Origin of the sequence: Acinetobacter junii (assembly GCF_018336855.1) — a bacterium.
GTDB classification, from domain to species: domain Bacteria; phylum Pseudomonadota; class Gammaproteobacteria; order Pseudomonadales; family Moraxellaceae; genus Acinetobacter; species Acinetobacter junii.
Genome location: NZ_CP059558.1, coordinates 2,078,652 through 2,100,842, shown reverse-complemented (window position 1 = coordinate 2,100,842; position 22,191 = coordinate 2,078,652). Strand labels below are relative to the sequence as shown.

Here is a 22,191-nt window from a genome sequence, read left to right as displayed (position 1 = left end):
CTATCTTTTTAGAAAATAGGGAAGGTGGGCGCAGGACTATTAAAAGTAAAACTGAAACTTAAACTAATTACAGTAATCAAAATCACTGAAAATAAGAAAAAGCGTTTTGCCCAAAGTTGGTCATTTTCAGCTTTAAAACCTAAAATACCAATGTAGAACCAGTAAGCACACAGTAAATTACAGATCACCAAGAATACAATATTGGTATATCCATAGATATATAAACCATTCATCGCAATAGTAAATAAAATCACATAAATTAAGGATTCTATTTTCGTGCGTAGAATAGAGCGTGCTACAGGTAAAATTGGTACTCCTGCGTTTTTATAATCATCAAAACGATAGATAGCAATCGCCCAAGAATGTGGCATTTGCCATAAAGCATATGCAACAAAAATTAATAGGGCAGCCATATCGAATTGTTGAGTTACAGCCGTATAACCAATAACAGGAGGACTCGCTCCAGAAATACTACCAATTACAGTTTGATGGATTGTAGTACGTTTAGTCCACAAACTATAAAAACCGACATAGACAACAAAACCAATGATAGCAAACAAGAATGCATATGCATTTACAAAGAACCATAAAATGCCAAATCCAATAACTCCTAAGACCAATGCATAGAGCATTGCAATTGTTGGAGAGATTGTCTTTTTAACAAGAGCACGATTCATCGTACGCTGCATTTTTTGATCGATATCTTGGTCAATCACATTATTTACGACACAACCAGAAGCAACTACAAAAGTTGTACCCAGTAAGGTCAATAATAATAAGAGGATATCTATAGCGCCTTGGGCGGCTAAAAAGAAGCCGCCCAAGGTGGTAATAAAATTACCGAAGAGAATTCCTGGTTTAGTCAGGAATAAATACTTTTTCCACATGACAATCAGTTTAGATCATCATGTTGTAGTGTAGGTAATTCATAATCCACACTGAACCAACAAGAAGAACAGCGATACATAGGATTGTGTAGATGAATGCAATCAAGTTCCAGCGTTGTTCTGATGATGTATTCATGTGTAGGAAATACACAAGCTGTACAAGCACCTGAGCAACCGCTGTAATTGCGATTACAGTCATTAAAATACCACGACTAAAACCACCCGCCATCACCATTCCAAAAGGAATGATGGTGAGGACAACAGACAGGATGAAACCAACCGTGTACTGTTTGAAGTTACCGTGTGATGCACCTGCAGCATTATGGTCATGACCACTCATTAGAGAACTCCCATTAAGTAAACGACGCTGAATACACAGATCCAAACGATGTCAAGGAAGTGCCAGAACAAGCTTAAGCAAGCAAGACGACGTGTATTCGGTAGTGTCAAACCATTCTTCTTGATTTGATACATAAGCACAAGCATCCAGACTAAACCAGAAGTTACGTGGATACCGTGTGTACCAACTAATGTAAAGAATGCTGATAAGAACGCACTATGAGTTGGACCATGGCCAGCATGTACAAGGTGATGGAATTCATAGATTTCCATCCCAATGAACGATGCACCAAATAAGAAAGTAACAAATAACCAAGTAATTACTTGATTAACGTTCTTTTTATAAGATGCAAGAACAGCAAATCCGAATGTTACCGAAGAGATCAAAAGGGCAAAAGTTTCGGTTAAAACAAAACCTAAAGAATCACCAAAAAGATCTTTCGCACTTGGAGTACCAGGCGGAATATGACTGCTTAATACAGCGAACGCAATGAAGAGTGATCCGAAAAGAATCAAGTCACTCATCAAATATGTCCAGAAACCAAAGACCGTTAAGTCTGTGTCATCGTGTTCGTGATGACCGTCATGACCGTGGTTGTCGTGATGAAGTACTTCAGCCATTTCCTTAGTCCTTCTTCAAGTGTTTTTCAAGTAACGCATAGCGTTCATTTTCAATACGCTCAACTTCTGCAGCAGGTACGTAGTAATCAACATTCTTAGTGAATGAGCTTACGATCAAGCTAACAACTGAAGCAACGAATGAAACAACTACAAGCCACCAAATATGCCAGATCAATGCAAAACCAAGAACAGTAATGAACATTGCAATGATGAAACCAGCTGCACGACTAGTCGGCATATGGATATCTTCATATTTAGTGTCGCGAGCGTATGCTACACCATTTTCTTTGTCAGTCCAGAAGCGGTCGATACCGTCAGCTGCTGGTACATGTGCAAAGTTATAGAACGGAGCAGGAGAAGAGGTAGCCCATTCAAGTGTACGACCATCCCATGGATCGCCTGTGTAGTCCATATTTTGATGACGTTGTAAGAAACCAACGATGATCTGCATAAGGAAACAAGCAATACCGATAGCAATCAATACAGCACCAAACAATGCAATTGCTAAGTATGGATCCCATTCAGGGTTGTCATATGTATTCAAACGACGTGTCATACCCATGAAACCAAGGATATAAAGTGGCATGAATGCAAAGTAGAAACCGATGAACCAGAACCAGAACGCAGCTTTACCCCAAGCTTCATTGAGTTTCCAACCAAACATTTTCGGCCAGTAGAAAATGATGCCGGCAAACATACCAAACACCACACCACCGATAATTACGTTATGGAAGTGAGCAATCAAGAAGAGTGAGTTGTGTACAAGGAAGTCCGCTGGTGGAACAGCCATAAGTACGCCAGTCAAACCACCAATACCAAAGGTTACAAGGAAACCAAGTGTCCAAAGCATCGGTGTAGTATAGGTAATACGACCTTTATACATTGTGAATAACCAAGAGAAGATTTTCACACCTGTAGGGATCGCAATAACCATCGTCATAATACCGAAGAATGCGTTAACGTTTGCACCCGCACCCATGGTAAAGAAGTGGTGAAGCCAAACAACGAACGCAAGAACAGTAATTGCGATAGTTGCATATACCATTGATTTGTAACCGAACAACGTCTTACGAGAGAAAGTTGAAACGATTTCAGAGTATAGACCAAATGCTGGTAACACCAAGATGTATACTTCTGGGTGACCCCAAGTCCAAATCAAGTTCACATATAGCATTGGACTACCGCCAAGCTCATTAGTGAAGAAGTGGAAGCCGAAGTAACGGTCTAATGTCAACATTGCAAGCGTACCTGTTAACACAGGGAAAGATGCAATAATTAACACCGCTGTACAAAGTGATGTCCAAGTGAAAATAGGCATGTCCATTAATTTCATGCCAGGTGCGCGCATTTTGATGATGGTAACAAAGAAGTTAACACCAGATAAAAGCGTACCTAAACCTGAAACTTGCAGTGCCCAAATATAGTAGTCAACACCTACACCTGGTGAATATTGGATACCTGAAAGAGGAGGGTATGCCATCCAACCAGTCGCAGCGAATTCACCTAAAACAAGTGAAGCCATCATCAAACCAGCAGCACCAGCAAATAACCAGAAGCTTAAAGAGTTCAATAATGGGAATGCTACGTCACGAGCACCGATTTGCAATGGAACAGAAATGTTCATCATACCTACAACGAGACCCATAGCCACGAAGAAGATCATGATTACACCGTGTGCTGTAAAGATCTGATCGTAATGGTCTGGATGTAAGTAACCTTCACCACCGCCTTTAGCGAGGAAAAGTTGTAAACGCATCATAATCGCATCGGCGAAACCACGCAGAAGCATGACTACTGATACGATGATATACATGATACCAATTTTCTTATGGTCTACTGATGTGAACCATTCGTTCCATAAGTATCCCCATTTTTTGAAATAGGTAATACCGCCTAGAACTGCAATGCCACCAAGAGCCATCATGACCATGGTAACGAGTACAATCGGCTCTGTTGGAATAGAATCCCAGCCTAATTTGCCAAAAATCATATCCATGTCTTATTCCCCTTGAGCAGCATGTTCAGCTGCAGCATGAGTTTCTGCTGTTGCATGTCCAGCAGCAGAGTGGTCAGCACCGTGATAATTACTCATGTAGTGGTTGATAATTGTTTCAAACAATTTTGGCTCAACTGAAGAGTAATAAGTCACAGGGTGTGGCTTGTTCGGGAACGGTTTCATAGCTTCAGCTTTAGCAAGTGCTTCTTCATCACCAGCAGCCTTAGCACGGTTTACAAGAATTTCGATCTGATGTTTAGAACGATCGCCATCTTTAAGTGTCGCTAATTCAGCTTGGTCAAGTGTACCTTTTTGAATAGCTTCAGCATTGATACTTGTACCATTACCCGCTTTAACAGCTTCTACCCATTGTGCAAACTCTGGTTCAGTTACACTATGTGCCTTGAAGCGCATTTGTGAGAAACCATAACCTGAATAGTTAGCTGAGAAACCACGGAATACACCTGGTTCATCTGCTAAAAGGTGAAGATGAGTCTGCATACCCGCCATAGCGTAGATCTGACCACCTAACTGAGGAATGAAGAACGAGTTCATTGTGAAGTTAGATGTAATCTTGAAGCTAATAGGTGTTTTTTCTGGGAAGCGTACTTCGTTTACCGTTGCAATGTTTTGCTCAGGATAGATAAAAATCCATTTGAATTGCTCAGCGATGGCTTGAACAGTTAAAGGCGCTTTATCTGACTCTAACGGACGGTAAGGGTCGTACTTGTGGGAACCCCACCAAGTTAACCAAGCTAAAATACCAATAATAATGACAGGAACACCCCAAACAACGATCTCAATTGTCGTAGAGTGTGCCCAAGTAGGTTTATAGTCTGCATCTTTATTCGATGCGCGATATTGCCAACCAAACCATAATGCCATGATAATTGATGGAATTACCACCAAAAGCATTAGATAGATCGCAGTCATCATGAGGTCACTTTGACCTTGACCAACTGGACCTTTATTGTTTAGTAGTACCATATCACCGCCACACCCAGTCAAGAGTGCAGCCATCGTTGATAAAGACAATACAGCTAAAATCGTTTGTCTCATTTTACAACCTCGGTGAAGAGTCCCATTCCCTAATTAAATTATGGGATAGCGATTAAAGTGTCGCATGATTGATAAGAATTTTTTGTGAAATGCTTGTCAATTATCCGACACCGCTACGTTGTAGGGCATTATGCCTCATATTGAAAAACTAAGCTACTGATAAAGTACGCTGAAATGCTTGTTTTCAAACCCGATTTATCTTGTAGGGATTCGGGTTCAGTTGTTATTTTTCTCTATAGATATCAATTTAATATACAAAAAAAGAGGAGTAAATCCTCTTTTTTATATCTTCACTTATTTATTGCTTTACGACTTTCGTTTTGGCTAATTTATCGTGCAAAGTTTGACGTTTTTTGTTCAACATGAAGAATCCATAATCAATAATTGTGATAAAAGGCATAAATAGTAGATTCAGAATGATGAAAAGTATGCTTCTCACCCAAAAAGCACGAATTGTACTTACATTTGTGGTTGTCTCAGCATCAACGATTTTGATTTTGGCAATTTTCTTTCCAAGACTTTGACCTGATTTTGCAATCATGAATGCTTGTAACATCAACATGATAATAAGATATGCAAAAATACTGATCCATGCTTCATTTGGAATTAATTGAATAAGTTGTTGTTGCAGTTCAACAGCTTTACTAGATGCTACTTCTGTAGCCTGTAATTGTTTTTGAATTTCAAACAATTGAGTGTATTGGCTTTGATCAAAAAAGAAAGAGGGAATTGCTGCCATCGGTAGCCATAGCATTAGATCAAATATTTTTGCCAACGCACGCGACGCAAATGATGCCAGTTCAAATTCATCAGACTTCGTTTCAACTTTAATTTTGAAGCTTGAATTTTCAGCTTCATTTTTAATTGGTGTATTAAAAGGTGAATAACCTACAGGTTCGTATACAAGTTTGCCTTGAGTTAATTCTCCAAGAGTTTTCCATTCAGTCATACCTTCGTGCCATGCTAAATCAGTAAGTAAAACTTGTTGACTTGCGAGCATTTGGTTTACTTGTTCTAAACTGTAAGGTCCAGCTTGTTGATTGTTACGAGCCAAGTAAATTTGCATAATTTTAAAATCTCGAGAACTAAAGATGAAAAAAGACCCTACGAAAGAGGGTCTTTTTCTAATAAAGATTAAGCCTTTTTGATCTGCTCTTCTGCAAGGAAGAACCATGTATCAAGTACTGAGTCTGGGTTCAATGACACCGATTCAATACCTTGTTCCATTAGCCATTTAGCAAGATCAGGATGGTCAGATGGGCCTTGACCACAAATACCAACGTATTTGCCTGCTTTGCGACAAGCATGAATTGCCATTGAAAGAAGCGCTTTAACTGCTGCATCACGTTCATCGAACAAGTGAGAAACAATACCTGAATCACGATCTAAACCTAGTGTTAGCTGAGTTAAATCGTTTGAACCGATAGAGAAACCATCGAAATGTTCAAGGAATTGTTCAGCCAATAAAGCATTGGTTGGTAATTCACACATCATGATGATTTTTAAACCATTCTCACCACGTTTTAAGCCGTTTTGAGCAAGTAGTTCGATAACACGTTTTGCTTCAGAAACTGTACGAACAAATGGAATCATGATTTGTACGTTAGTTAAGCCCATTTCATCACGCACTTTTTTCAATGCGCGGCATTCAAGCTCAAAACAGTCACGGAAGTTATCTGATACATAACGACTTGCACCACGGAAACCCAACATCGGGTTTTCTTCCTCTGGTTCGTATAATTTACCACCAATTAAGTTTGCGTATTCATTTGATTTGAAATCAGACATACGAACAATGACTGGTTTTTCCGCAAATGCAGCTGCAAGAGTTGAAATACCTTCAACTAATTTTTCAACATAGAACTCAATCGGAGAGGTGTAGCCAGCAGTTCGTGTCATCACTGCTGCACGTGTTTCACGTGGCAAACTTTCAATATTTAATAAAGCTTTAGGGTGGACGCCAATCATTCGGTTAATAATGAACTCAAGACGTGCAAGACCGATACCTTCATTAGGAATTTGTGCAAAGTCAAATGCACGGTCTGGATTACCAACGTTCATCATAATTTTGAACGGTAGTTTTGGCATAGAATGAATTGAGTTACGTTGAACTTCAAAGTCTAACGCACCTTCGTAAATAAAGCCTGTATCACCTTCAGCACAAGAAACAGTGACTTCTTGACCATCAGTTAATACTTCTGTTGCATTTCCACAGCCAACAATTGCAGGTACACCAAGTTCACGAGCAATAATAGCTGCGTGACATGTACGACCACCACGGTTAGTTACAATCGCAGCAGCACGTTTCATTACTGGTTCCCAGTCTGGGTCAGTCATGTCAGATACAAGTACATCACCGTCTTGTACTTTATCCATTTCTTTAATCGAAGTTACGACGCGAACTTTACCTGAACCGATGCGTTGACCAATAGAACGTCCTTCACAGATAACTGTACCGCGTTGCTTTAACAGGTAACGTTCCATTGTGCCGACATTTTGGCGACTTTTTACGGTTTCTGGACGTGCTTGAACGATGTAGATTTGACCATCATCACCATCTTTTGCCCACTCGATATCCATCGGTGAACCGTAGTGTTGTTCAATGATTAATGCTTGTTTTGCAAGTTCATGAAGCTCATGATCATTTAATGCGAATTGTTGGCGTTCAGGTTTTTCTACATCAACCACAACAACAGATTTACCCGCAGAACCTTCTTCACCATAAATCATTTTTTGGTGTTTAGAACCAAGATTACGACGTAATACTGCATGTTTGCCATTGTTTAAAAGTGGCTTAGATAAGTAGAACTCGTCAGGGTTAACTGCACCCTGTACAACCATTTCACCCAAACCATAAGAGGCTGTAATGAATACAACATCACGGAAACCAGATTCTGTATCAAGTGTAAACATAACACCTGCAGCACCAGTTTCAGAACGAACCATACGTTGAACACCAGCTGAAAGCGCAACAACACTGTGTTCAAAGCCTTGGTGTACACGATATGCAATCGCACGATCGTTATATAAAGATGCAAAAACTTCTTTAATCGCGATCAGGATATTATCGATACCACGAATATTTAAGAAAGTTTCTTGTTGACCTGCAAATGATGCGTCAGGTAAATCTTCTGCAGTTGCAGAAGAGCGTACAGCTACAGCGATGTCTGGATTACCGTTTGAAAGTACTGCAAATGCCTCGCGGATTTCTTTTTCTAATGCGGCGGTCAGTGGAGTATCAACAATCCATTTACGGATTTTTGCACCAGTCTCAGCAAGTGCGATTACATCATCTACATTAAGTTGTGCAAGTTCAGCCTGAATACGAGCGTTTAAACCGCTTTGATCCAAGAACTCACGATAGGCAGCAGCAGTTGTTGCGAAGCCACCAGGTACCGATACACCAGCATTGGATAAATGGCTGATCATTTCACCCAAAGATGAGTTTTTCCCACCTACGAGTTCGACATCGTGTTTCCCTAATTTTTCCAGACCGATTACGCGCGCTTCCAAAGTATTTACTCCACTTTTTTTGCAGTATGAATGACCATCATTGGTATGAAATTATACGAAAGTGCCTAGATTAACCGTTTTACTAAGCGACAGTCATGTTAGATGAGTTTACTATAAAGATTATAGAGCACTAAGACAAATGTTTAAGGAGAATTTTGATGCCCGTAAGTAAAGAAATTAAACGGAGCGTATATTTTATTTCAGACGGTACAGCGATTACGGCTGAAACCCTTGGGCATTCACTACTTGCTCAATTTCCGAACGTTGATTTTGACATTCATATTATGCCTTATATCACCACTGAAGAAGCTGCGATGAACGTTGTTGCTGAGATCAATGCTTGTCAAAATAGAGACGGTTCTTTGCCCCTTGTTTTTGACACTTTGGTTGATCCACATGTTCGTGAAATCATCAACACAGCAAAAGCTGTAAATTTGGATGTTTTTGAAGGCTTAATCAGTAAATTATCTGATGAGCTTGGGACACCACCAACAACTTTAGTTGGTCAAACACATGCAGTAACGGATTCTGAGTATTATAAGGCTCGTATTGATGCAGTTCACTTTGCGCTAGACAATGATGATGGTGCAAGAACTCGACATTATGATAAAGCTGATATTATTTTGATCGGAGTATCGCGTTCAGGAAAAACACCGACTTCTATTTACCTTTCTCTGCAATTTGGTATTCGTGTTGCGAATTATCCTCTCACAGAAGAAGATTTGGATGACAATCGTTTGCCTAAAATTCTCAAAGAACATAAGAATAAATTGTTTGGCTTAATGATCGATGCTGAGCGTTTGGTTGCGATTCGCAATGAACGTAAAGCGAATAGTCGTTATTCGAGTTTTAGTCAATGCCAAATGGAGTTGCGTGCGATCGAAGGTATTTATATTTCTGAAGGGATTAAATACTTAAATGTGACTGAAATGTCGATTGAGGAAATTTCAACGCGTGTTTTACAGATGACGGGTTTAAAACGTCGTATTGGATAAGATGAATGTTTATTGAGTATAGATAAAAAATCTATACTCAAATTTCTAATAAGAAAAACGGACAAATAAAATGAAAAACATCTTCATTTTTATTGTATTAATATTTAGCTCAATCATTCATGCCGAGACCTTAGCCCAGTTTGAAAGTAGGGTAGTTAAAAATTATAAAGACAAATCTTTTTATGATGTGAATCAGTCAATAGAGACTGAGATAGTGGCTAAAATTCAAAACGATATAACAAGCTTTAGTTACTCTTTTCCTGCATTTCAAGATCACTATAATTTGAGAACACACTATTCTCCTGACAAAAAAATAAAATTTTATACCTTCGATATCGGTGGAGGAGGAACAATGGGGGAGTTTTCTTCTTATTCACAAACACTTATTTACGGAAAGAATGTAGTTACTCCCCTTGAGACTGGTTTCATTTTGGATGTTAAACAAAGTTTGTTGAACAAACAGCCAATTTATTTGATTGAGAGTTATTATAAAGGAAGCAGTTGTTTTGGAACCTATGCTATTCAAGGCTTTAAATTATTAGCATCAGGGAAGTTGGAGGTTACAAAGATTTTTCAAACCAATAAATCGTTTTCGGATCAAATTACAGTTGATTATGATTGTAATCATCATATGGGCAGCAGTGACACACCTGAATATATTCGTATCAGTAAAGATTTGAGTACCATAGATATTCTTTTATTAAACCAAAATTTCAAACCACTAAATAAGTATTTAAGATATGTCAAAAAAGATGCAGCTTATCAATATTTGGGTACAGTGAAGTAAGTATTTTCTAAGTCATACTTACTTCATAATTTAGAGTACTTAACTGTGTTTAATTTCCATCAGTAGGCTAAAGTTGTCTAAACGTTTTTGGGTATCGTATATATCACACGTGAAAATAAACTCATCAACATCATATTGTTGGATAATTTTACTTAGGCCCGCTAGAACAGTATCTTTCGAACCAATTTGAGCCATCGCATAAAAGTTTTGTATAGCTAGTTGTTCAGCGCTACTTGCAAGACCTTCAGTCGATTTAACAGGAGGTTTAAGTTTTAAACTATTACCACGAATCAAGTTTAAAATACGTTGATAAGAACTAGTTGCTAAATATTGAGCCTCCTCATCCGTAGATGCAACAACAGTTGGAATACCCATTGATACATACGGTTGATCAAGATATTCAGAAGCTTGGAAATTGTCGCGATAAAGTTGAATAGCTTGTCCTAGCATGCGTGGAGCAAAATGTGATGCAAAAGAATAAGGAAGCCCAAGTTTCGCTGCTAACTGAGCACTAAACAGACTAGAACCCAATAGCCAAACGGGTACATGAGTATTTTGTCCAGGCGTGGCAATAATTTTTTGATTGGGTTGAGGCGCTTTGAAATATTGCAGTATTTCTAATACATCCTGAGGGAATTGGTCTTCAGTCTCTTGGCGACCACGTCGAAGTGCTCGCATAGTCAAAGGATCTGTGCCAGGCGCACGACCTAAGCCTAAATCAAATCGATTGGGGTAAAGTGTTGCTAGGGTACCAAACTGTTCAGCCACAACGAGTGGTGCATGATTAGGCAGCATAATGCCACCAGAGCCTAAACGAATATGTTGCGTGTGTGCGGCGATAAAACCTAAAAGAACAGCGGTAGCGGAACTTGCGATACCATCCATATTATGGTGCTCAGCTAGCCAAAAACGTTCATAATTTAGTTGCTCTACATGTTGTGCGAGTTCAAGTGCATGGTGAAGTGAAAACTCAATACTTTTATCTTCGCGAACAGGTGCCAGCTCCAAAACTGAAAACTTTATCTCTTGTAATGATTTCATCGAAATAACCTAAAACAATATATCGAAATAATACGATATATTGTTTTTGATGTATATCGGAATTGTTCGATATATTACCTCAATAATAAAAAAAGCACCCGAAGGTGCTTATATTAACTATTTAAAATCAACGATTTTTGTACCAACCACGGTGTAAACCATTGTCGTGACGGTATTTGTAACGAGAGTTATAATAACGTCTATCATCGTATGAGCGACGATTTTCATAGCGGTCATCATATCTTCGATTGTCTAGATCACGATCTTGACCTACTTTTTGACCTAAAACAGCACCACCAGCAGCACCTAGAGCAGCACCTACATAACCGCCATTTGTTCCTGCAACATTACGTCCTACAGTATAACCACCGACACCACCTAATCCTCCACCAATAGCAGCTTCAGTTCGATCGCGTTTATTACTTGATGCGGCTGCACCACCTGCACCACCAATCGCTGAACCAATCATAGCTCCAGTATTGCCACCGAGTTGTTGACCGATTGCAGTTCCAACAACACTACCCAGTGCTGAAGTCGCGGCAACACGAGTTGAATTATCCGCATGAGCAACAGACAGCATAGATGAGGTTGCAATAATAGTACTGTATAACCAAATTTTAGATTTCATATCGAAACTCCTTGTCCATTTTTTGGGACAATATTTTTTGCTTGAAACAAATGTAACAAGAATTTTGAGCCAAAATATGGAGTGCAAGCCTCAGAGTTTGATTCTTTTAGAAGGGTTTTGTATTGCTTGTATTACAAATGGAGAAATTGTGAAGATTGCCTATATTGGATATACATACATTTCAACATACAGCAGTATGGTCAAGGAATAGAGTACAATAAACGGAGTTTTTGATTGGATTTAAAAGATGTTGTTGGAAAAAATTTTGCAATCGCAAGGGTTTGGTTCTCGAAAATACTGTCAACAAATTATCAAAAATGGTTCAGTGACAATTAAAAACCAAATTTGTGATAATCCGAAGCAAAATTTCCCAACAGAACATTTAAGTTTTGAAGTTTTTGGCGAAGAGTATTTATTTCGCGAGAATGTTTATATCGTGTTAAATAAACCTAAAGGTTATGAGTGTTCTCACCAAGCAACGCATCATAAAAGCGTATTCAGTTTATTTCCCGAAATTCTTCTACATCGTGGTATTCAATGTGTTGGGCGGTTAGATCAGGATACAACAGGATTATTACTATTAACTGATGATGGTCAATATTTACAAGCTTTGACCAATCCGCGTAAACATGTTCCAAAAGTTTATCATGTCACAACAGCAGACCCTATTACACAAGAGCAAAAACAGGCTTTGGAACAAGGTGTTGAGCTGAGAAATGAAAAAGGAATTTACGCTGCTACGGATGTTCATTTATTTTCTGAACATCAGCTTTCTATGACGATTCACCAAGGCGTCTATCATCAAGTTAAGCGAATGTTAGCTGCAGTTGGGAATAAGGTGGAAGATTTACATCGTCATCAAGTTGGTTTATTTGAATTGCCAAAAATTCCAGAGGGTGAGTGGCTGTATTTATCTTCTACACAAAAACAGCTTAGTCATAATATTGCACTGGAAAAGTAATTATTTGAGGAAGCAATGAAAGGTGTTGAACTCATCATCACGCATAAAACCCATTTGCTCATAAAGTCGATGAGATTCAATATTATTTTTTTGAGTTTCTAAACTAATGCGTAAAGCATTTTCGTGTCTTGCAAATAAAATAGCGGTGTCGATGAGTTGTTTTGCCGAACCTTGTTTACGGTAGGATGGGGTTACATAGACATCATCCAAAATATAGTAGGTTTCACAAGCAACTGATGAGAACGCAAGATAAAGTAAGACAAATCCTGTAAAGACATTATCTTTTACGTGAATAAAGATAACACTTTCCTTATTGTCAAATCGGTGCTTCAAAAATTGGTAGGATTGCTTAATGTTTGCAGAGGCACCATAAAATTGACGATATTCATCAAATAAAACAGCAAGTTGTTCTAGGTCTTCGCGTGTTGCTCTCTTGACAATCATTCCTAAATCCTTGAGTTATAATTTTATTTGGATTGTCAGAATATCTAAAAAGATTCAGCTTAAAAATTAAAAACTTGTTTAAAAATGCAACATTGTTAACTTTTGTCACTTTCACCAAGCAAAGCATTTAGTTCTTCAAACAAATCTTCATGGTCATCTTCTAAGTCTGTAGATGTTGAATGATCAGCGGTCGTAGCATTTTTTGATTTTCTTAATTTCAGTAACTGCTCCATGTTGATGTTTTGGTTTTCAATCGCAAACGGGATAGATTTTGTCAAAACTACTTGTTTGAAGAAAAGTCGAACTGCTTGAGCAGGGGAGATACCTAACTGCTTAAAAACAGCAAAAGCTTGTTTCTTTTCCTGTGAATCAAGACGAACCTGATAAACTTCTGTTTTTCTCATGAAAAATATGACCAAATATTTTTTAATTATCGCTAGGTATTTTAAACGATCAAAAGCTAATTTCAATCGTTTTGAGTTGAAATAATGCTTTTTTTGTCATTACGTCATACTTACAATGTCAATTCATTGTTGGATCTAAACATTCTTTGTAAATTACTGATCGGATCAATAAAACTAATTTCTTTTGCTAACAGTTGAAGTGGATGATTAAAGTCATCGTCTGCTTTATGTAGTACGGTTGGATAAAAAGGATCATTTAGAATAGGAATATTTAGATGGTTGAGATGCACCCGAAGTTGGTGTTGTTTTCCAGTTTTGGGTGAAAGTTGATATTTAGCATGTTGGAAATTGTGTTCAAGTAATTCTATAAATGTTTCAGTATTTGCTGTTTTGTCATAGTTCACTCGCATGGTATAGAAGGGATGACCTTTTTCCATGTGTAATTCCAAAGACATTGGAAATTTGATTTCTGGTCGATATGCAGCGATAGCATGGTAAGTTTTTTGTACTTTTCGTTCGGCAAAAAGTTGCTGATAGATTCCACGTGATTCTGCTTTCTTACAGAAAAGCACTATGCCTGCAGTTTCACGATCAAGTCGATGTATTGGTGTTAGTTCAGCATATCCCGTTTGTTTTTTTAGTCTTACCAATAATGTTTCTTGAACGTATTGACCTGTTGGAGACATCGTCAGGAAATGTGGTTTATCTACGACAAGCAAATGTTCATCTTCAAATAGAATTTGATGCTCAAATGGCACATGTATTTCATGCGCCAGAAAACGATAATAGAAAATAAAAGTATTGGGCGTATATCTATCCTGGATACTTAATTTCATACCGTCTGAGGCATAAATTAATCCATCCTCAAAGCGTTGTTGCCACTCTATTGCTTGTATATGAGGGAATTGAACACATAAGTATTCAAAAATAGTCAATTCAGATACATCATTGGGTAGAAAGACTTTACTGGCACTAACACCATTTATTAACGGAGGAGTAAATAGTGATTTTGCTGCTTTCATCATAAGATATTAAAGTAGGTAATTTAAACTGAAGGATGTGGGTAGATATTGTGTTTATTTTTAATGCTGTCATAGCATTCAATACACACTACTGCCATTTGGTTGAAATTACGAAATACATCAGTCATTTCTTGTTCTTGTGTAAAAACATATTCACATGCTAAGCACCAACCTTGAGGATTGGTTCGATCTGAAACGTTTTCAATAAATCCTAATGGATGTTCATGATTTTGAACTAAATGCCCGCATATGACAGCAGCATAGTTTTGACCGTGGCATGCACAGTCAATTAATAAAGCTTCAGAAGACATATTGATCCTTTAATTTTTGAGATCATAATTGCATTAAAATGTAGCAGCTTTTCTTTACGGATTAGGCTTTAAAGCAGGGCAATGTTATCATAGCTACCATCCCAATTTTGTTTTATTTGCCATGTCGTATTCAGTGAAATTTACCCTAAATCATGAACAAGACACTCAACGTTTTGCACAAGTCTTATCTCAGCAGATTCGTTCAGGCATTATTTATTTGATTGGTGATCTAGGTGCTGGTAAAACGACTTTCACACGCTATTTTCTTCAGAGTTTGGGGCATCAAGGTTCTGTAAAAAGTCCGACATATACATTGGTTGAGCCTTATACCATCAATGGTCAAGAAGTTTTCCATTTTGATTTATACCGATTAGATGATCCATATGAATTAGAGTTAATGGGTATTAGAGATTATCTTGAAACACCAAATGGGTTATTTTTATTTGAATGGCCATCAAAAGGTGGCGATGAAATTCCACAGGCTGATGTTGTTATTGATATACAAAAATCAGATGATGAGTTAACTCGTTTTGTGACATTGAATGTAAATTCACAGCAGCTAGCCGATACTTTGCAGGAACAATTGCATGGTGCATGATTCAATACGTCGTATTCATACTCTTGATGCCGCACTAGCGAACCAAATTGCGGCAGGTGAGGTAATTGAGCGTCCTTCATCTGTAGTAAAAGAATTATTAGAAAACTCAATTGATGCTGGTGCGACTGAGTTGATTATTCGCGTAGCTCAAGGTGGCTCAACACTGATAGAAATCATAGATAATGGTCATGGTATTCATTCAGATGATTTACCTTTGGCTGTAATGCGCCATGCTACGAGTAAAATTAAAACTTCTGAAGATCTTCATGCAATTGTCAGTTTAGGTTTTCGTGGGGAAGCGCTTGCATCGATTGCTGCGGTGTCACGTTTAACATTAACCAGTAGTCAAGATGATCAAGGAATTGGCTATCAGGTTGAAGTGAATGGTACTGCGTTTGATCATCAACAAGTTCAAGCTGTCGCTGCACAGAAAGGAACACATATTCGTGTGCAAGATTTATTTTTTAATGTACCTGCGCGCCGTAAGTTTTTAAAGAAACCAAGTACGGAATTTGGTCATATTGAAGAAATAGTTCGCCGTTTGGCTCTGACTCATTTTGATATTCGTTTTGTTTTAGAACACAACGACAATATTCGCCTGAATTTACCCGTCGCAGATAGTGGAGAGTTACGCTATCAACGTGTTCAACAACTATTAGGTCAACAATTCATTCAAAATGCGTATTGGATAGATGCTGAAAGTATCAATATGCGTTTGTCAGGTTGGTTGGGTCATCCATCTGATGCACGTGCTCAAGCAGACTTGCAATATGTGTATGTAAATGGTCGTATTGTAAAAGATAAAACAATTTCACATGCTTTAAGAATGGCTTATGATGGAATTCTGCATGGTCATCAGCATTCTTCGTACTTACTTTTTTTGGAAGTTGATCCAGAAAATATTGATGTAAATGTACATCCAACGAAGCATGAAATACGTTTTTTGAATCAGCGTGAAGTTCATGAGTTTGTGCGACACTATGCAAAAGAAACTTTGTCACAATTTCAAACTGCAAGTGCTGATTTAGCCCAAGCGATGAAAGTGGAGGAATCCACAACAAATTTTAATTATCAATCGCAACCTAAGTACCAAGAACAATTTAATTTACATCGTAATCATGTTGAAACTGAATCCTCAATAAATGAGCAAAATCAGATTTCAACCGATTTACTCACAGAGTTTAATCAAAGTCGTCCACAGGCTGTGCAATATAATTCAGCATCGCAAGAGCCGCGATACAATGGTTCATTTCAACTCAATAACGCACTAAAAACTTATCTCGCTCCTTTACGAGATGAGAAAACATCATTTGAGCAAGAAGAAACTTCATCTGTGAAAAATGGTGATCTAGAGGGATTTAAAAGTCGAGTAGACGAATTTCCACTCGGTATCGCAATTGCACAGCTTCATGGAATCTATATATTAGCTCAGAATACTGAGGGCTTAATTATTGTTGATATGCATGCCGCGCATGAACGTATTTTGCTGCAACAAATGAAATCAGCATGGGATAAACCTGAATTTTGGACATCACAGCAACTCTTAATTCCAAAAGTTGTTTCTATCACCCGTATGCAAGCCGTGCGAATTGAAGAATTACAACCTCAATTACAGCGTTTGGGTTTGGAAATTAATCAATATGGTGATGAGCAAGTGATTGTACGTGGTGTACCTGCCATTTTACAAAAAGCTGATTTTGATCGTCTGATTCCAGAGCTGTTAAATGATCTTGATCCAAATGATGAAGCTAGAGGCTTATTGCAAAAACGTGATGAACTTTTAGCAGGAATGGCATGTCATGGTGCTGTTCGTGCACATCGCCAATTGAGTTTATCTGAGATGAATGCCTTATTACGTCAAATGGAACAAACTGAATTTGCCAGTCAATGCAACCATGGCCGTCCAACGTGGCGTGCATTTCCACTTCACCAACTAGATAAATTATTTGCTCGAGGAGAGTAGTTCTACATGTCAAATCAATTGCCCGTCATCAATTTAATGGGGCCTACCGCAAGTGGTAAAACAGCATTGGCATGTGAACTTTATGAGCGTGGAAATTTTGAACTAATTTCAGTCGATTCAGCTTTAGTTTATAAAGACATGGATATTGGTACTGCAAAACCAACTAAAGAAGAGCAGGAACAATATCCTCATCATTTGATTGATATTATTACACCATTAGAAGTTTATTCTGCAGCGCAATTCGTCGAGGATGTATGTCCGCTGATTGATGATATGCACACGAGAGGCAAGACCCCGATTTTAGTGGGGGGTACGATGCTTTATTTCAAAGCATTGCTAGAAGGGCTTGCAGATAACTTACCTAATGCAGATGCTAAAACGCGGGAAGAAATCGTAGCAAAAGCGGAACAAGAAGGCTGGCAAGCAGTTTATGATGAATTAGTAGAGGTTGATCCAATTGCAGGGCAGAAATTTAAAGTCTCGGATAAACAACGCATTATTCGTGCGCTCGAGGTGTATAGATTAACTGGCGAGCCGATAACAAAACTACAAGCAGAACAACCTAAAAATCAACCATACCGTTACACTTTTCATAACTACGCTTTGATGCCTGATCGGTTAGAATTACATAAACGCATTGAGCAAAGATTGAGCAAAATGTGGGATATTGGTTTTTTGAATGAAGTGGAGGAGCTAATTGTTAAATACGATTTAAATGACAATTTACCATCCATGCGGTCTGTTGGTTATCGTCAAGCTTTAGATTTTTTATTAAAAAGTGACTTAAGTCTCAAAAATAAAGTAGAAATGGAGAACAAAGCGCTATTTGCGACACGGCAACTTGCCAAACGTCAATACACTTGGTTACGTTCTTTGCAAGAAATACACGATTTTAAAACTTACGTGACGATAAAGCAGGCGAAAGAAGACTTGCGAAACTTCTTTGGATAAAGCAAAATTCGCAGGCTGTCTTTTTATAATTTTTAGTTGAAAAATAAAGATAGTTTTTTTGCGCTGATTTAAAATTTTTTTGGAGTTAAAAATGTCTAAAGGTCAAACTTTACAAGATCCGTTCTTAAATTCTCTCCGTAAAGAACGTATTCCAGTTTCTATTTTCCTTGTGAACGGTATTAAATTGCAGGGGCATATTGAGTCTTTTGACCAATATGTTGTTTTGTTAAAGAACACTGTAAGCCAAATGGTTTACAAACACGCTATTTCTACAGTTGTTCCTGCGCGTAACCCTCGTCCAGCTGGTGCTCAAGGTACTGGTGGCTTCCCAGCTCAAGGTGCTACAGGTGGCTTCGGTGGTCAAGGTGCTGCTGGTGGCTTCGGTGGTCAAGGTGGCGGCTTCGGCGGTCAAGGTGGCTTCGGTGGTCAAGGTGGCGGCTTCGGCGGTCAAGGTGGCTTCGGTGGTCAAGGTGGCTTCGGTGGTCAAGGTGGCTTTGGTGGTCAAGGCGGCTTTGGTAGCCAAGGTGGCTTCGGTGGTCATCAAGGTGGCTTCGACAGCGAAACTAAATTCGAAGATGGTCAAGAAGACGAAAATAATCGTTAATTGATAATGATCGTTAAGAAAATGCCAGTCTAATTTCAGACTGGCATTTTTTTGTGTTTAAAAAGTCAGAATAAATATTATGGAAATGATTATTGCTGCTGCGTGTTGCAGTGTACTAGTATCGATTTTATTAAAGTTTTTAAAGACAAAAGGGTTTGATGTCTTTCAAATGATCGCATGGAATTATTTGAGTGCAAGCATCTTGTGTTTTTATTGGTTTAAAACTGACATCACGCATATCTCAATTCAGAATACTCCTTGGTGGCTTATTTTTCTTTTAGCTATTTTACTCCCTAGCATTTTTTTATGCTTAGCTAAATCATTGCAATTTGCTGGAATTCTTAAAACTGAAATAGCCCAAAGATTATCAGTTGTACTTTCTTTACTTGCGGCCTACTTTATATTTTCAGAACAATTTAGCCAGTTAAAATTAATTGGTGTCGGTGTTGGAATAATCGCAGTCTTCGCTATTGTTCTTGGACAGGCGACTGAGAAATCGCTTAAAGGCACCAGTGTTAGATCAGCGCTTTTCCTGTTAAGTGTTTGGGCTGGATATGCTGCAATTGATGTATTGCTTAAATATAGCAGTACTTTAGGACTGCAGTTTGCAGTGACATTAAATTTAACATTTATAGCTGCATTTATTTTATCAATAGGCTATCTCGCATTTGCGCAACCAAATTGGCAACCTAAAAATATATTTATGGGTCTACTTCTTGGTGGGGTAAATTTCGCGAATATTGCCTTGTATGTAAAAGCACATATGATTTTTAAAGAGTCACCTGCAATCGTATTTGCTGGAATGAATATTCTTGTCGTCATGTTAGGTGTAGTTAGTGGCGTAGTGTTGTTTAAAGAAAAACTAACTACTTACACATGGATTGGTTTATTTGCTGGAATACTTGCGATGCTGTGTTTAGCTAAATCAATGATGAATTAAGGGAGCTTTGACTCCCTTAAATAAAAATTACAAGCGAGTGAATACTACTTGATCTGGCAGTCGAGATTTAGGCAATTTTGCATTAAAGTCATTTTCACTACGATAACCTAGAGAAACAACAACGGATGCCTTTAAACCTTTTTCAGCTAATCCAAATTCTTGATTGATAGTATCTCGATCAAAGCCTTCCATTGGGGTTGCATCAATTCCTTCTAATCCTGCAGCGAATAGTAGTTGCCCAAGGGCAAGATAAGTTTGATTCTCCATCCAAGCAGATAGATTTTTGAGTTCATTGCGATAAAACTCAACATAGCCTTTACGAGTATCTCGTTGACCTTGTTTTGCGGTTTCATCTTTGAAGCGACCATTTAGTTCATCTTGTTGTAGTAATTGTTCTAAGTATTCAGCGCTGATATCTGTACGAGTACAAAATACAAGAGTATGCGAAGAATTTAAAACTTTTGCTGAATTATAAATATAATTACCAGTCAGGGCTTTCGCAATTCTTTGTTTCGCCTCATCGGTTTCAGCAATTAAAAAGTGCCAAGGTTGAATGTTTACTGAAGAAGGGCTGAAACGCAGAACTTCGAGTAGTTTTTCAAATTGTTGTTGTGGAATTTTTTTCTCTGCATCATATGCCTTTGTTGCATAGCGTGTTTTGGCAGTAACTAGAACATCCATCCGTCTTTCACTCAATTAGAAATTTTAATGATTTTACTTGATATTAATTACATCGAAAGTAGCTAAATGTGATTTTTTATAGAGATTTAAGTTTTACGAACGGTGAATAAGTTAGTCAAAAAAATTCTACGTATTTACTCGATTAATATGACCATTTTTTGAAATCGAGCTTAAAGTTTTCTTGCTCATTTATCTCAAGTATCCAAGCCGTATCTTCACGCCAATCACCAAGGACAATACGCTTTTTATTAATAACTTCGTGAATTTCAGGGCGATGGGTATGACCGTGGATTAAGAAATCTACTTGATGAATTGCATTTTCAACGGCATGCAGATTCACATCCATAATGTCATAACTTTTTAGTTGTTTAGTTTCACTACTTTTTTTACGAAAACCATTGGCAAGTTTTTGTCTAAAATTTAAAGGTGTGCTCTTTAGAATGCCCAATAAGATTGGATTACGTATCACTTTGCGAAAACGTTGATAAGCAACATCATCGGTACATAAAGCATCGCCATGTTCGAGGCGAAACTTCCTATGATTAATTTCTAGAATATAAATATCAGGTAAAAGCGTAGCATTAAATAGTGCTAAAAACTTCTTACCCAAAACAAAATCTCGATTTCCAACTTGGAAATAAACATGATTATTCGCAGCTGTGAATTCTTGTAAGGCTGTAATAATTTCATCTAGCCATGGGGCACTATAATCATCACCAATCCAAGCATTAAACCAATCACCTAAAATATAGAGTTGAGTGTTTTTATTTTTATATTCTTTTAATAAAGCCAAAAACCCTCGAACGAGTCGAGGGTGATCAGGTGACAAGTGTAAATCTGAAATAAACAGATAAGTCACAAAGAATCCTGTTGGATAAAATTATTCAGAGATAATTTTAGCAGATTCGATAACTACATTCTCTAAAGGAACATCAGCATGGTAACCACGGTTACCAGTACGGACACCTTTAATTGCAGCTACAACATCCATACCTTCAACAACTTTACCAAATACTGCATAACCCCAACCTTGTGCTGTTTTACCAGTGTGGTTTAAGAAAGAGTTATTTTTTACGTTGATAAAGAATTGAGCTGACGCAGAATGAGGAGCTTGCGTACGCGCCATAGCAATTGTGCCTTCATCGTTGCTTAAGCCGTTGTCAGCTTCATTTTCGATAGAATCACGAGTAGCTTTTTCTTTGAAGTTTTCGTCCATGCCACCGCCTTGGATCATGAAACCATCAATCACACGGTGGAAAATTACGCCGTCATAGAAACCGTCACGTACATATTCTAAGAAATTTGCAACCGTTTTTGGTGCTTTTTCAGCGTTAAGCTCAAGAACAATACGACCTTTGTTGGTGTTTAATTCGACTTGAGGAAAACTCATTACATTAATCTCCTAAACATGGGCAAATTGACCATGGGTTTTTGGTTGAGAGAAGC

24 protein-coding genes are annotated in these 22,191 nt (G+C 38.0%); 8 read left to right on the top strand and 16 right to left on the bottom strand.

All coding sequences use genetic code 11. From position 1 onward, the window contains the following. Positions 1-8 precede the first annotated feature (8 nt). The 7 genes from cyoE to ppsA all read right to left on the bottom strand — a co-directional run bounded on the left by cyoE (position 9) and on the right by ppsA (position 8,415). The gene (gene cyoE / locus H2677_RS09870; RefSeq protein WP_212638426.1) at positions 9-887 is read right to left on the bottom strand and encodes a heme o synthase; all 879 of its coding nucleotides are present in this window, start codon (positions 885-887) and stop codon (positions 9-11) included. 10 nt (positions 888-897) lie between these two features. Then, positions 898-1,227 carry a cytochrome o ubiquinol oxidase subunit IV gene (locus H2677_RS09865; RefSeq protein WP_004912170.1) on the bottom strand — a complete coding sequence of 110 codons (330 nt, stop codon included), beginning with the start codon at positions 1,225-1,227 and terminating at the stop codon, positions 898-900. Further along, on the bottom strand, positions 1,227-1,847 hold the full coding sequence (gene cyoC, locus H2677_RS09860) for a cytochrome o ubiquinol oxidase subunit III (RefSeq protein ID WP_004955084.1): 621 nt from the start codon (positions 1,845-1,847) through the stop codon (positions 1,227-1,229). Before cyoC ends, H2677_RS09865 begins: the two co-directional genes overlap by 1 nt. Positions 1,848-1,851: 4 nt before the next feature. After that, positions 1,852-3,843 carry a cytochrome o ubiquinol oxidase subunit I gene (cyoB, locus tag H2677_RS09855; RefSeq protein WP_125299188.1) on the bottom strand — a complete coding sequence of 664 codons (1,992 nt, stop codon included), beginning with the start codon at positions 3,841-3,843 and terminating at the stop codon, positions 1,852-1,854. A 3-nt stretch (positions 3,844-3,846) separates the two neighbouring features. Next, on the bottom strand, positions 3,847-4,902 hold the full coding sequence (gene cyoA, locus H2677_RS09850) for a ubiquinol oxidase subunit II (RefSeq protein ID WP_004955080.1): 1,056 nt from the start codon (positions 4,900-4,902) through the stop codon (positions 3,847-3,849). A gap of 298 nt (positions 4,903-5,200) precedes the next feature. Then, positions 5,201-5,968: an RDD family protein gene (locus H2677_RS09845; protein ID WP_212638425.1), complete on the bottom strand. Its 768-nt coding sequence runs from the start codon at positions 5,966-5,968 to the stop codon at positions 5,201-5,203. A 68-nt stretch (positions 5,969-6,036) separates the two neighbouring features. After that, positions 6,037-8,415, bottom strand: coding sequence for a phosphoenolpyruvate synthase (ppsA, locus tag H2677_RS09840; protein ID WP_004912155.1), 2,379 nt, complete (start codon positions 8,413-8,415; stop codon positions 6,037-6,039). Positions 8,416-8,573: 158 nt separating this feature from the next. On the opposite strand from ppsA, the gene ppsR reads away from it, so the two are divergent. Together ppsR and H2677_RS09830 are read left to right on the top strand one after the other, a co-directional pair. Further along, entirely contained in the window at positions 8,574-9,410 is an 837-nt protein-coding gene (gene ppsR, locus H2677_RS09835; protein ID WP_004912152.1) for a posphoenolpyruvate synthetase regulatory kinase/phosphorylase PpsR, read from the top strand. Between the two features lie 70 nt (positions 9,411-9,480). Beyond that, a complete protein-coding gene (locus H2677_RS09830; protein WP_212638424.1) occupies positions 9,481-10,197 on the top strand; it encodes a hypothetical protein in 717 nt (238 codons plus the stop codon). Between the two features lie 39 nt (positions 10,198-10,236). Here the strand turns inward: H2677_RS09830 and H2677_RS09825 are convergent, their stop codons facing one another. Continuing rightward, entirely contained in the window at positions 10,237-11,238 is a 1,002-nt protein-coding gene (locus H2677_RS09825; protein WP_212638423.1) for an LLM class flavin-dependent oxidoreductase, read from the bottom strand. Positions 11,239-11,365: 127 nt separating this feature from the next. Further along, entirely contained in the window at positions 11,366-11,866 is a 501-nt protein-coding gene (locus H2677_RS09820) for a hypothetical protein (RefSeq protein ID WP_004955072.1), read from the bottom strand. 247 nt (positions 11,867-12,113) lie between these two features. On the opposite strand from H2677_RS09820, the gene H2677_RS09815 reads away from it, so the two are divergent. After that, on the top strand, positions 12,114-12,827 hold the full coding sequence (locus tag H2677_RS09815; protein ID WP_129263249.1) for a pseudouridine synthase: 714 nt from the start codon (positions 12,114-12,116) through the stop codon (positions 12,825-12,827). Here H2677_RS09815 and H2677_RS09810 read toward each other — a convergent pair whose 3' ends face one another. The 4 genes from H2677_RS09810 to H2677_RS09795 form a co-directional block, all read right to left on the bottom strand. Next, entirely contained in the window at positions 12,828-13,271 is a 444-nt protein-coding gene (locus H2677_RS09810) for a GNAT family N-acetyltransferase (RefSeq protein ID WP_004912141.1), read from the bottom strand. A 95-nt stretch (positions 13,272-13,366) separates the two neighbouring features. After that, a complete protein-coding gene (locus H2677_RS09805; RefSeq protein WP_004955067.1) occupies positions 13,367-13,675 on the bottom strand; it encodes a type II toxin-antitoxin system RelB/DinJ family antitoxin in 309 nt (102 codons plus the stop codon). Between the two features lie 110 nt (positions 13,676-13,785). After that, positions 13,786-14,700 (bottom strand): pseudouridine synthase, encoded by a 915-nt coding sequence (locus H2677_RS09800; protein ID WP_212638422.1) that lies wholly within the window; start codon positions 14,698-14,700, stop codon positions 13,786-13,788. A gap of 20 nt (positions 14,701-14,720) precedes the next feature. Next, positions 14,721-15,008 (bottom strand): hypothetical protein, encoded by a 288-nt coding sequence (locus H2677_RS09795; protein WP_125318191.1) that lies wholly within the window; start codon positions 15,006-15,008, stop codon positions 14,721-14,723. Between the two features lie 121 nt (positions 15,009-15,129). Here H2677_RS09795 and tsaE point away from each other — a divergent pair, with 121 nt between their 5' ends. The 5 genes from tsaE (at position 15,130) to H2677_RS09770 (ending at position 20,064) form a co-directional block, all read left to right on the top strand. Then, the gene (tsaE, locus tag H2677_RS09790) at positions 15,130-15,606 is read left to right on the top strand and encodes a tRNA (adenosine(37)-N6)-threonylcarbamoyltransferase complex ATPase subunit type 1 TsaE (RefSeq protein WP_212638421.1); all 477 of its coding nucleotides are present in this window, start codon (positions 15,130-15,132) and stop codon (positions 15,604-15,606) included. Next, positions 15,596-17,569 carry a DNA mismatch repair endonuclease MutL gene (gene mutL, locus H2677_RS09785; protein ID WP_212638420.1) on the top strand — a complete coding sequence of 658 codons (1,974 nt, stop codon included), beginning with the start codon at positions 15,596-15,598 and terminating at the stop codon, positions 17,567-17,569. Before tsaE ends, mutL begins: the two co-directional genes overlap by 11 nt. Before the next feature lie 6 nt (positions 17,570-17,575). Beyond that, positions 17,576-18,520: a tRNA (adenosine(37)-N6)-dimethylallyltransferase MiaA gene (gene miaA / locus H2677_RS09780; RefSeq protein WP_005402373.1), complete on the top strand. Its 945-nt coding sequence runs from the start codon at positions 17,576-17,578 to the stop codon at positions 18,518-18,520. A 91-nt stretch (positions 18,521-18,611) separates the two neighbouring features. Then, the gene (gene hfq, locus H2677_RS09775; protein WP_087544291.1) at positions 18,612-19,124 is read left to right on the top strand and encodes an RNA chaperone Hfq; all 513 of its coding nucleotides are present in this window, start codon (positions 18,612-18,614) and stop codon (positions 19,122-19,124) included. Between the two features lie 79 nt (positions 19,125-19,203). Continuing rightward, the gene (locus tag H2677_RS09770; RefSeq protein ID WP_212638419.1) at positions 19,204-20,064 is read left to right on the top strand and encodes a DMT family transporter; all 861 of its coding nucleotides are present in this window, start codon (positions 19,204-19,206) and stop codon (positions 20,062-20,064) included. A 27-nt stretch (positions 20,065-20,091) separates the two neighbouring features. On the opposite strand, the gene H2677_RS09765 is transcribed toward H2677_RS09770, so the two are convergent. The 3 genes from H2677_RS09765 to H2677_RS09755 form a co-directional block, all read right to left on the bottom strand. Further along, complete coding sequence (locus H2677_RS09765) at positions 20,092-20,745, bottom strand: oxygen-insensitive NAD(P)H-dependent nitroreductase NfsB (protein WP_004955032.1); 654 nt, start codon at positions 20,743-20,745, stop codon at positions 20,092-20,094. A gap of 142 nt (positions 20,746-20,887) precedes the next feature. Next, positions 20,888-21,604 carry a UDP-2,3-diacylglucosamine diphosphatase gene (locus H2677_RS09760; protein ID WP_212638418.1) on the bottom strand — a complete coding sequence of 239 codons (717 nt, stop codon included), beginning with the start codon at positions 21,602-21,604 and terminating at the stop codon, positions 20,888-20,890. Positions 21,605-21,625: 21 nt separating this feature from the next. Beyond that, positions 21,626-22,135: a peptidylprolyl isomerase gene (locus tag H2677_RS09755; protein WP_004638567.1), complete on the bottom strand. Its 510-nt coding sequence runs from the start codon at positions 22,133-22,135 to the stop codon at positions 21,626-21,628. Positions 22,136-22,191: the final 56 nt, after the last annotated feature.

Excerpts from the sequence above, each read along its gene's own strand:
- H2677_RS09830 (WP_212638424.1), top strand. The coding sequence starts at position 9,481 with ATGAAAAACATCTTCATTTTTATTGTATTAATATTTAGCTCAATCATT.
- cyoC (WP_004955084.1), bottom strand. The coding sequence starts at position 1,847 with ATGGCTGAAGTACTTCATCACGACAACCACGGTCATGACGGTCATCAC.
- ppsR (WP_004912152.1), top strand. The coding sequence starts at position 8,574 with ATGCCCGTAAGTAAAGAAATTAAACGGAGCGTATATTTTATTTCAGAC.
- mutL (WP_212638420.1), top strand. The coding sequence starts at position 15,596 with ATGGTGCATGATTCAATACGTCGTATTCATACTCTTGATGCCGCACTA.
- H2677_RS09755 (WP_004638567.1), bottom strand. The coding sequence starts at position 22,135 with ATGAGTTTTCCTCAAGTCGAATTAAACACCAACAAAGGTCGTATTGTT.
- H2677_RS09845 (WP_212638425.1), bottom strand. The coding sequence starts at position 5,968 with ATGCAAATTTACTTGGCTCGTAACAATCAACAAGCTGGACCTTACAGT.
- H2677_RS09795 (WP_125318191.1), bottom strand. The coding sequence starts at position 15,008 with ATGTCTTCTGAAGCTTTATTAATTGACTGTGCATGCCACGGTCAAAAC.
- H2677_RS09820 (WP_004955072.1), bottom strand. The coding sequence starts at position 11,866 with ATGAAATCTAAAATTTGGTTATACAGTACTATTATTGCAACCTCATCT.
- tsaE (WP_212638421.1), top strand. The coding sequence starts at position 15,130 with ATGTCGTATTCAGTGAAATTTACCCTAAATCATGAACAAGACACTCAA.
- cyoA (WP_004955080.1), bottom strand. The coding sequence starts at position 4,902 with ATGAGACAAACGATTTTAGCTGTATTGTCTTTATCAACGATGGCTGCA.
- H2677_RS09825 (WP_212638423.1), bottom strand. The coding sequence starts at position 11,238 with ATGAAATCATTACAAGAGATAAAGTTTTCAGTTTTGGAGCTGGCACCT.
- H2677_RS09815 (WP_129263249.1), top strand. The coding sequence starts at position 12,114 with ATGTTGTTGGAAAAAATTTTGCAATCGCAAGGGTTTGGTTCTCGAAAA.
- H2677_RS09765 (WP_004955032.1), bottom strand. The coding sequence starts at position 20,745 with ATGGATGTTCTAGTTACTGCCAAAACACGCTATGCAACAAAGGCATAT.
- H2677_RS09800 (WP_212638422.1), bottom strand. The coding sequence starts at position 14,700 with ATGATGAAAGCAGCAAAATCACTATTTACTCCTCCGTTAATAAATGGT.
- H2677_RS09805 (WP_004955067.1), bottom strand. The coding sequence starts at position 13,675 with ATGAGAAAAACAGAAGTTTATCAGGTTCGTCTTGATTCACAGGAAAAG.
- H2677_RS09770 (WP_212638419.1), top strand. The coding sequence starts at position 19,204 with ATGGAAATGATTATTGCTGCTGCGTGTTGCAGTGTACTAGTATCGATT.
- cyoB (WP_125299188.1), bottom strand. The coding sequence starts at position 3,843 with ATGGATATGATTTTTGGCAAATTAGGCTGGGATTCTATTCCAACAGAG.
- cyoE (WP_212638426.1), bottom strand. The coding sequence starts at position 887 with ATGTGGAAAAAGTATTTATTCCTGACTAAACCAGGAATTCTCTTCGGT.
- hfq (WP_087544291.1), top strand. The coding sequence starts at position 18,612 with ATGTCTAAAGGTCAAACTTTACAAGATCCGTTCTTAAATTCTCTCCGT.
- miaA (WP_005402373.1), top strand. The coding sequence starts at position 17,576 with ATGTCAAATCAATTGCCCGTCATCAATTTAATGGGGCCTACCGCAAGT.
- H2677_RS09810 (WP_004912141.1), bottom strand. The coding sequence starts at position 13,271 with ATGATTGTCAAGAGAGCAACACGCGAAGACCTAGAACAACTTGCTGTT.
- H2677_RS09865 (WP_004912170.1), bottom strand. The coding sequence starts at position 1,227 with ATGAGTGGTCATGACCATAATGCTGCAGGTGCATCACACGGTAACTTC.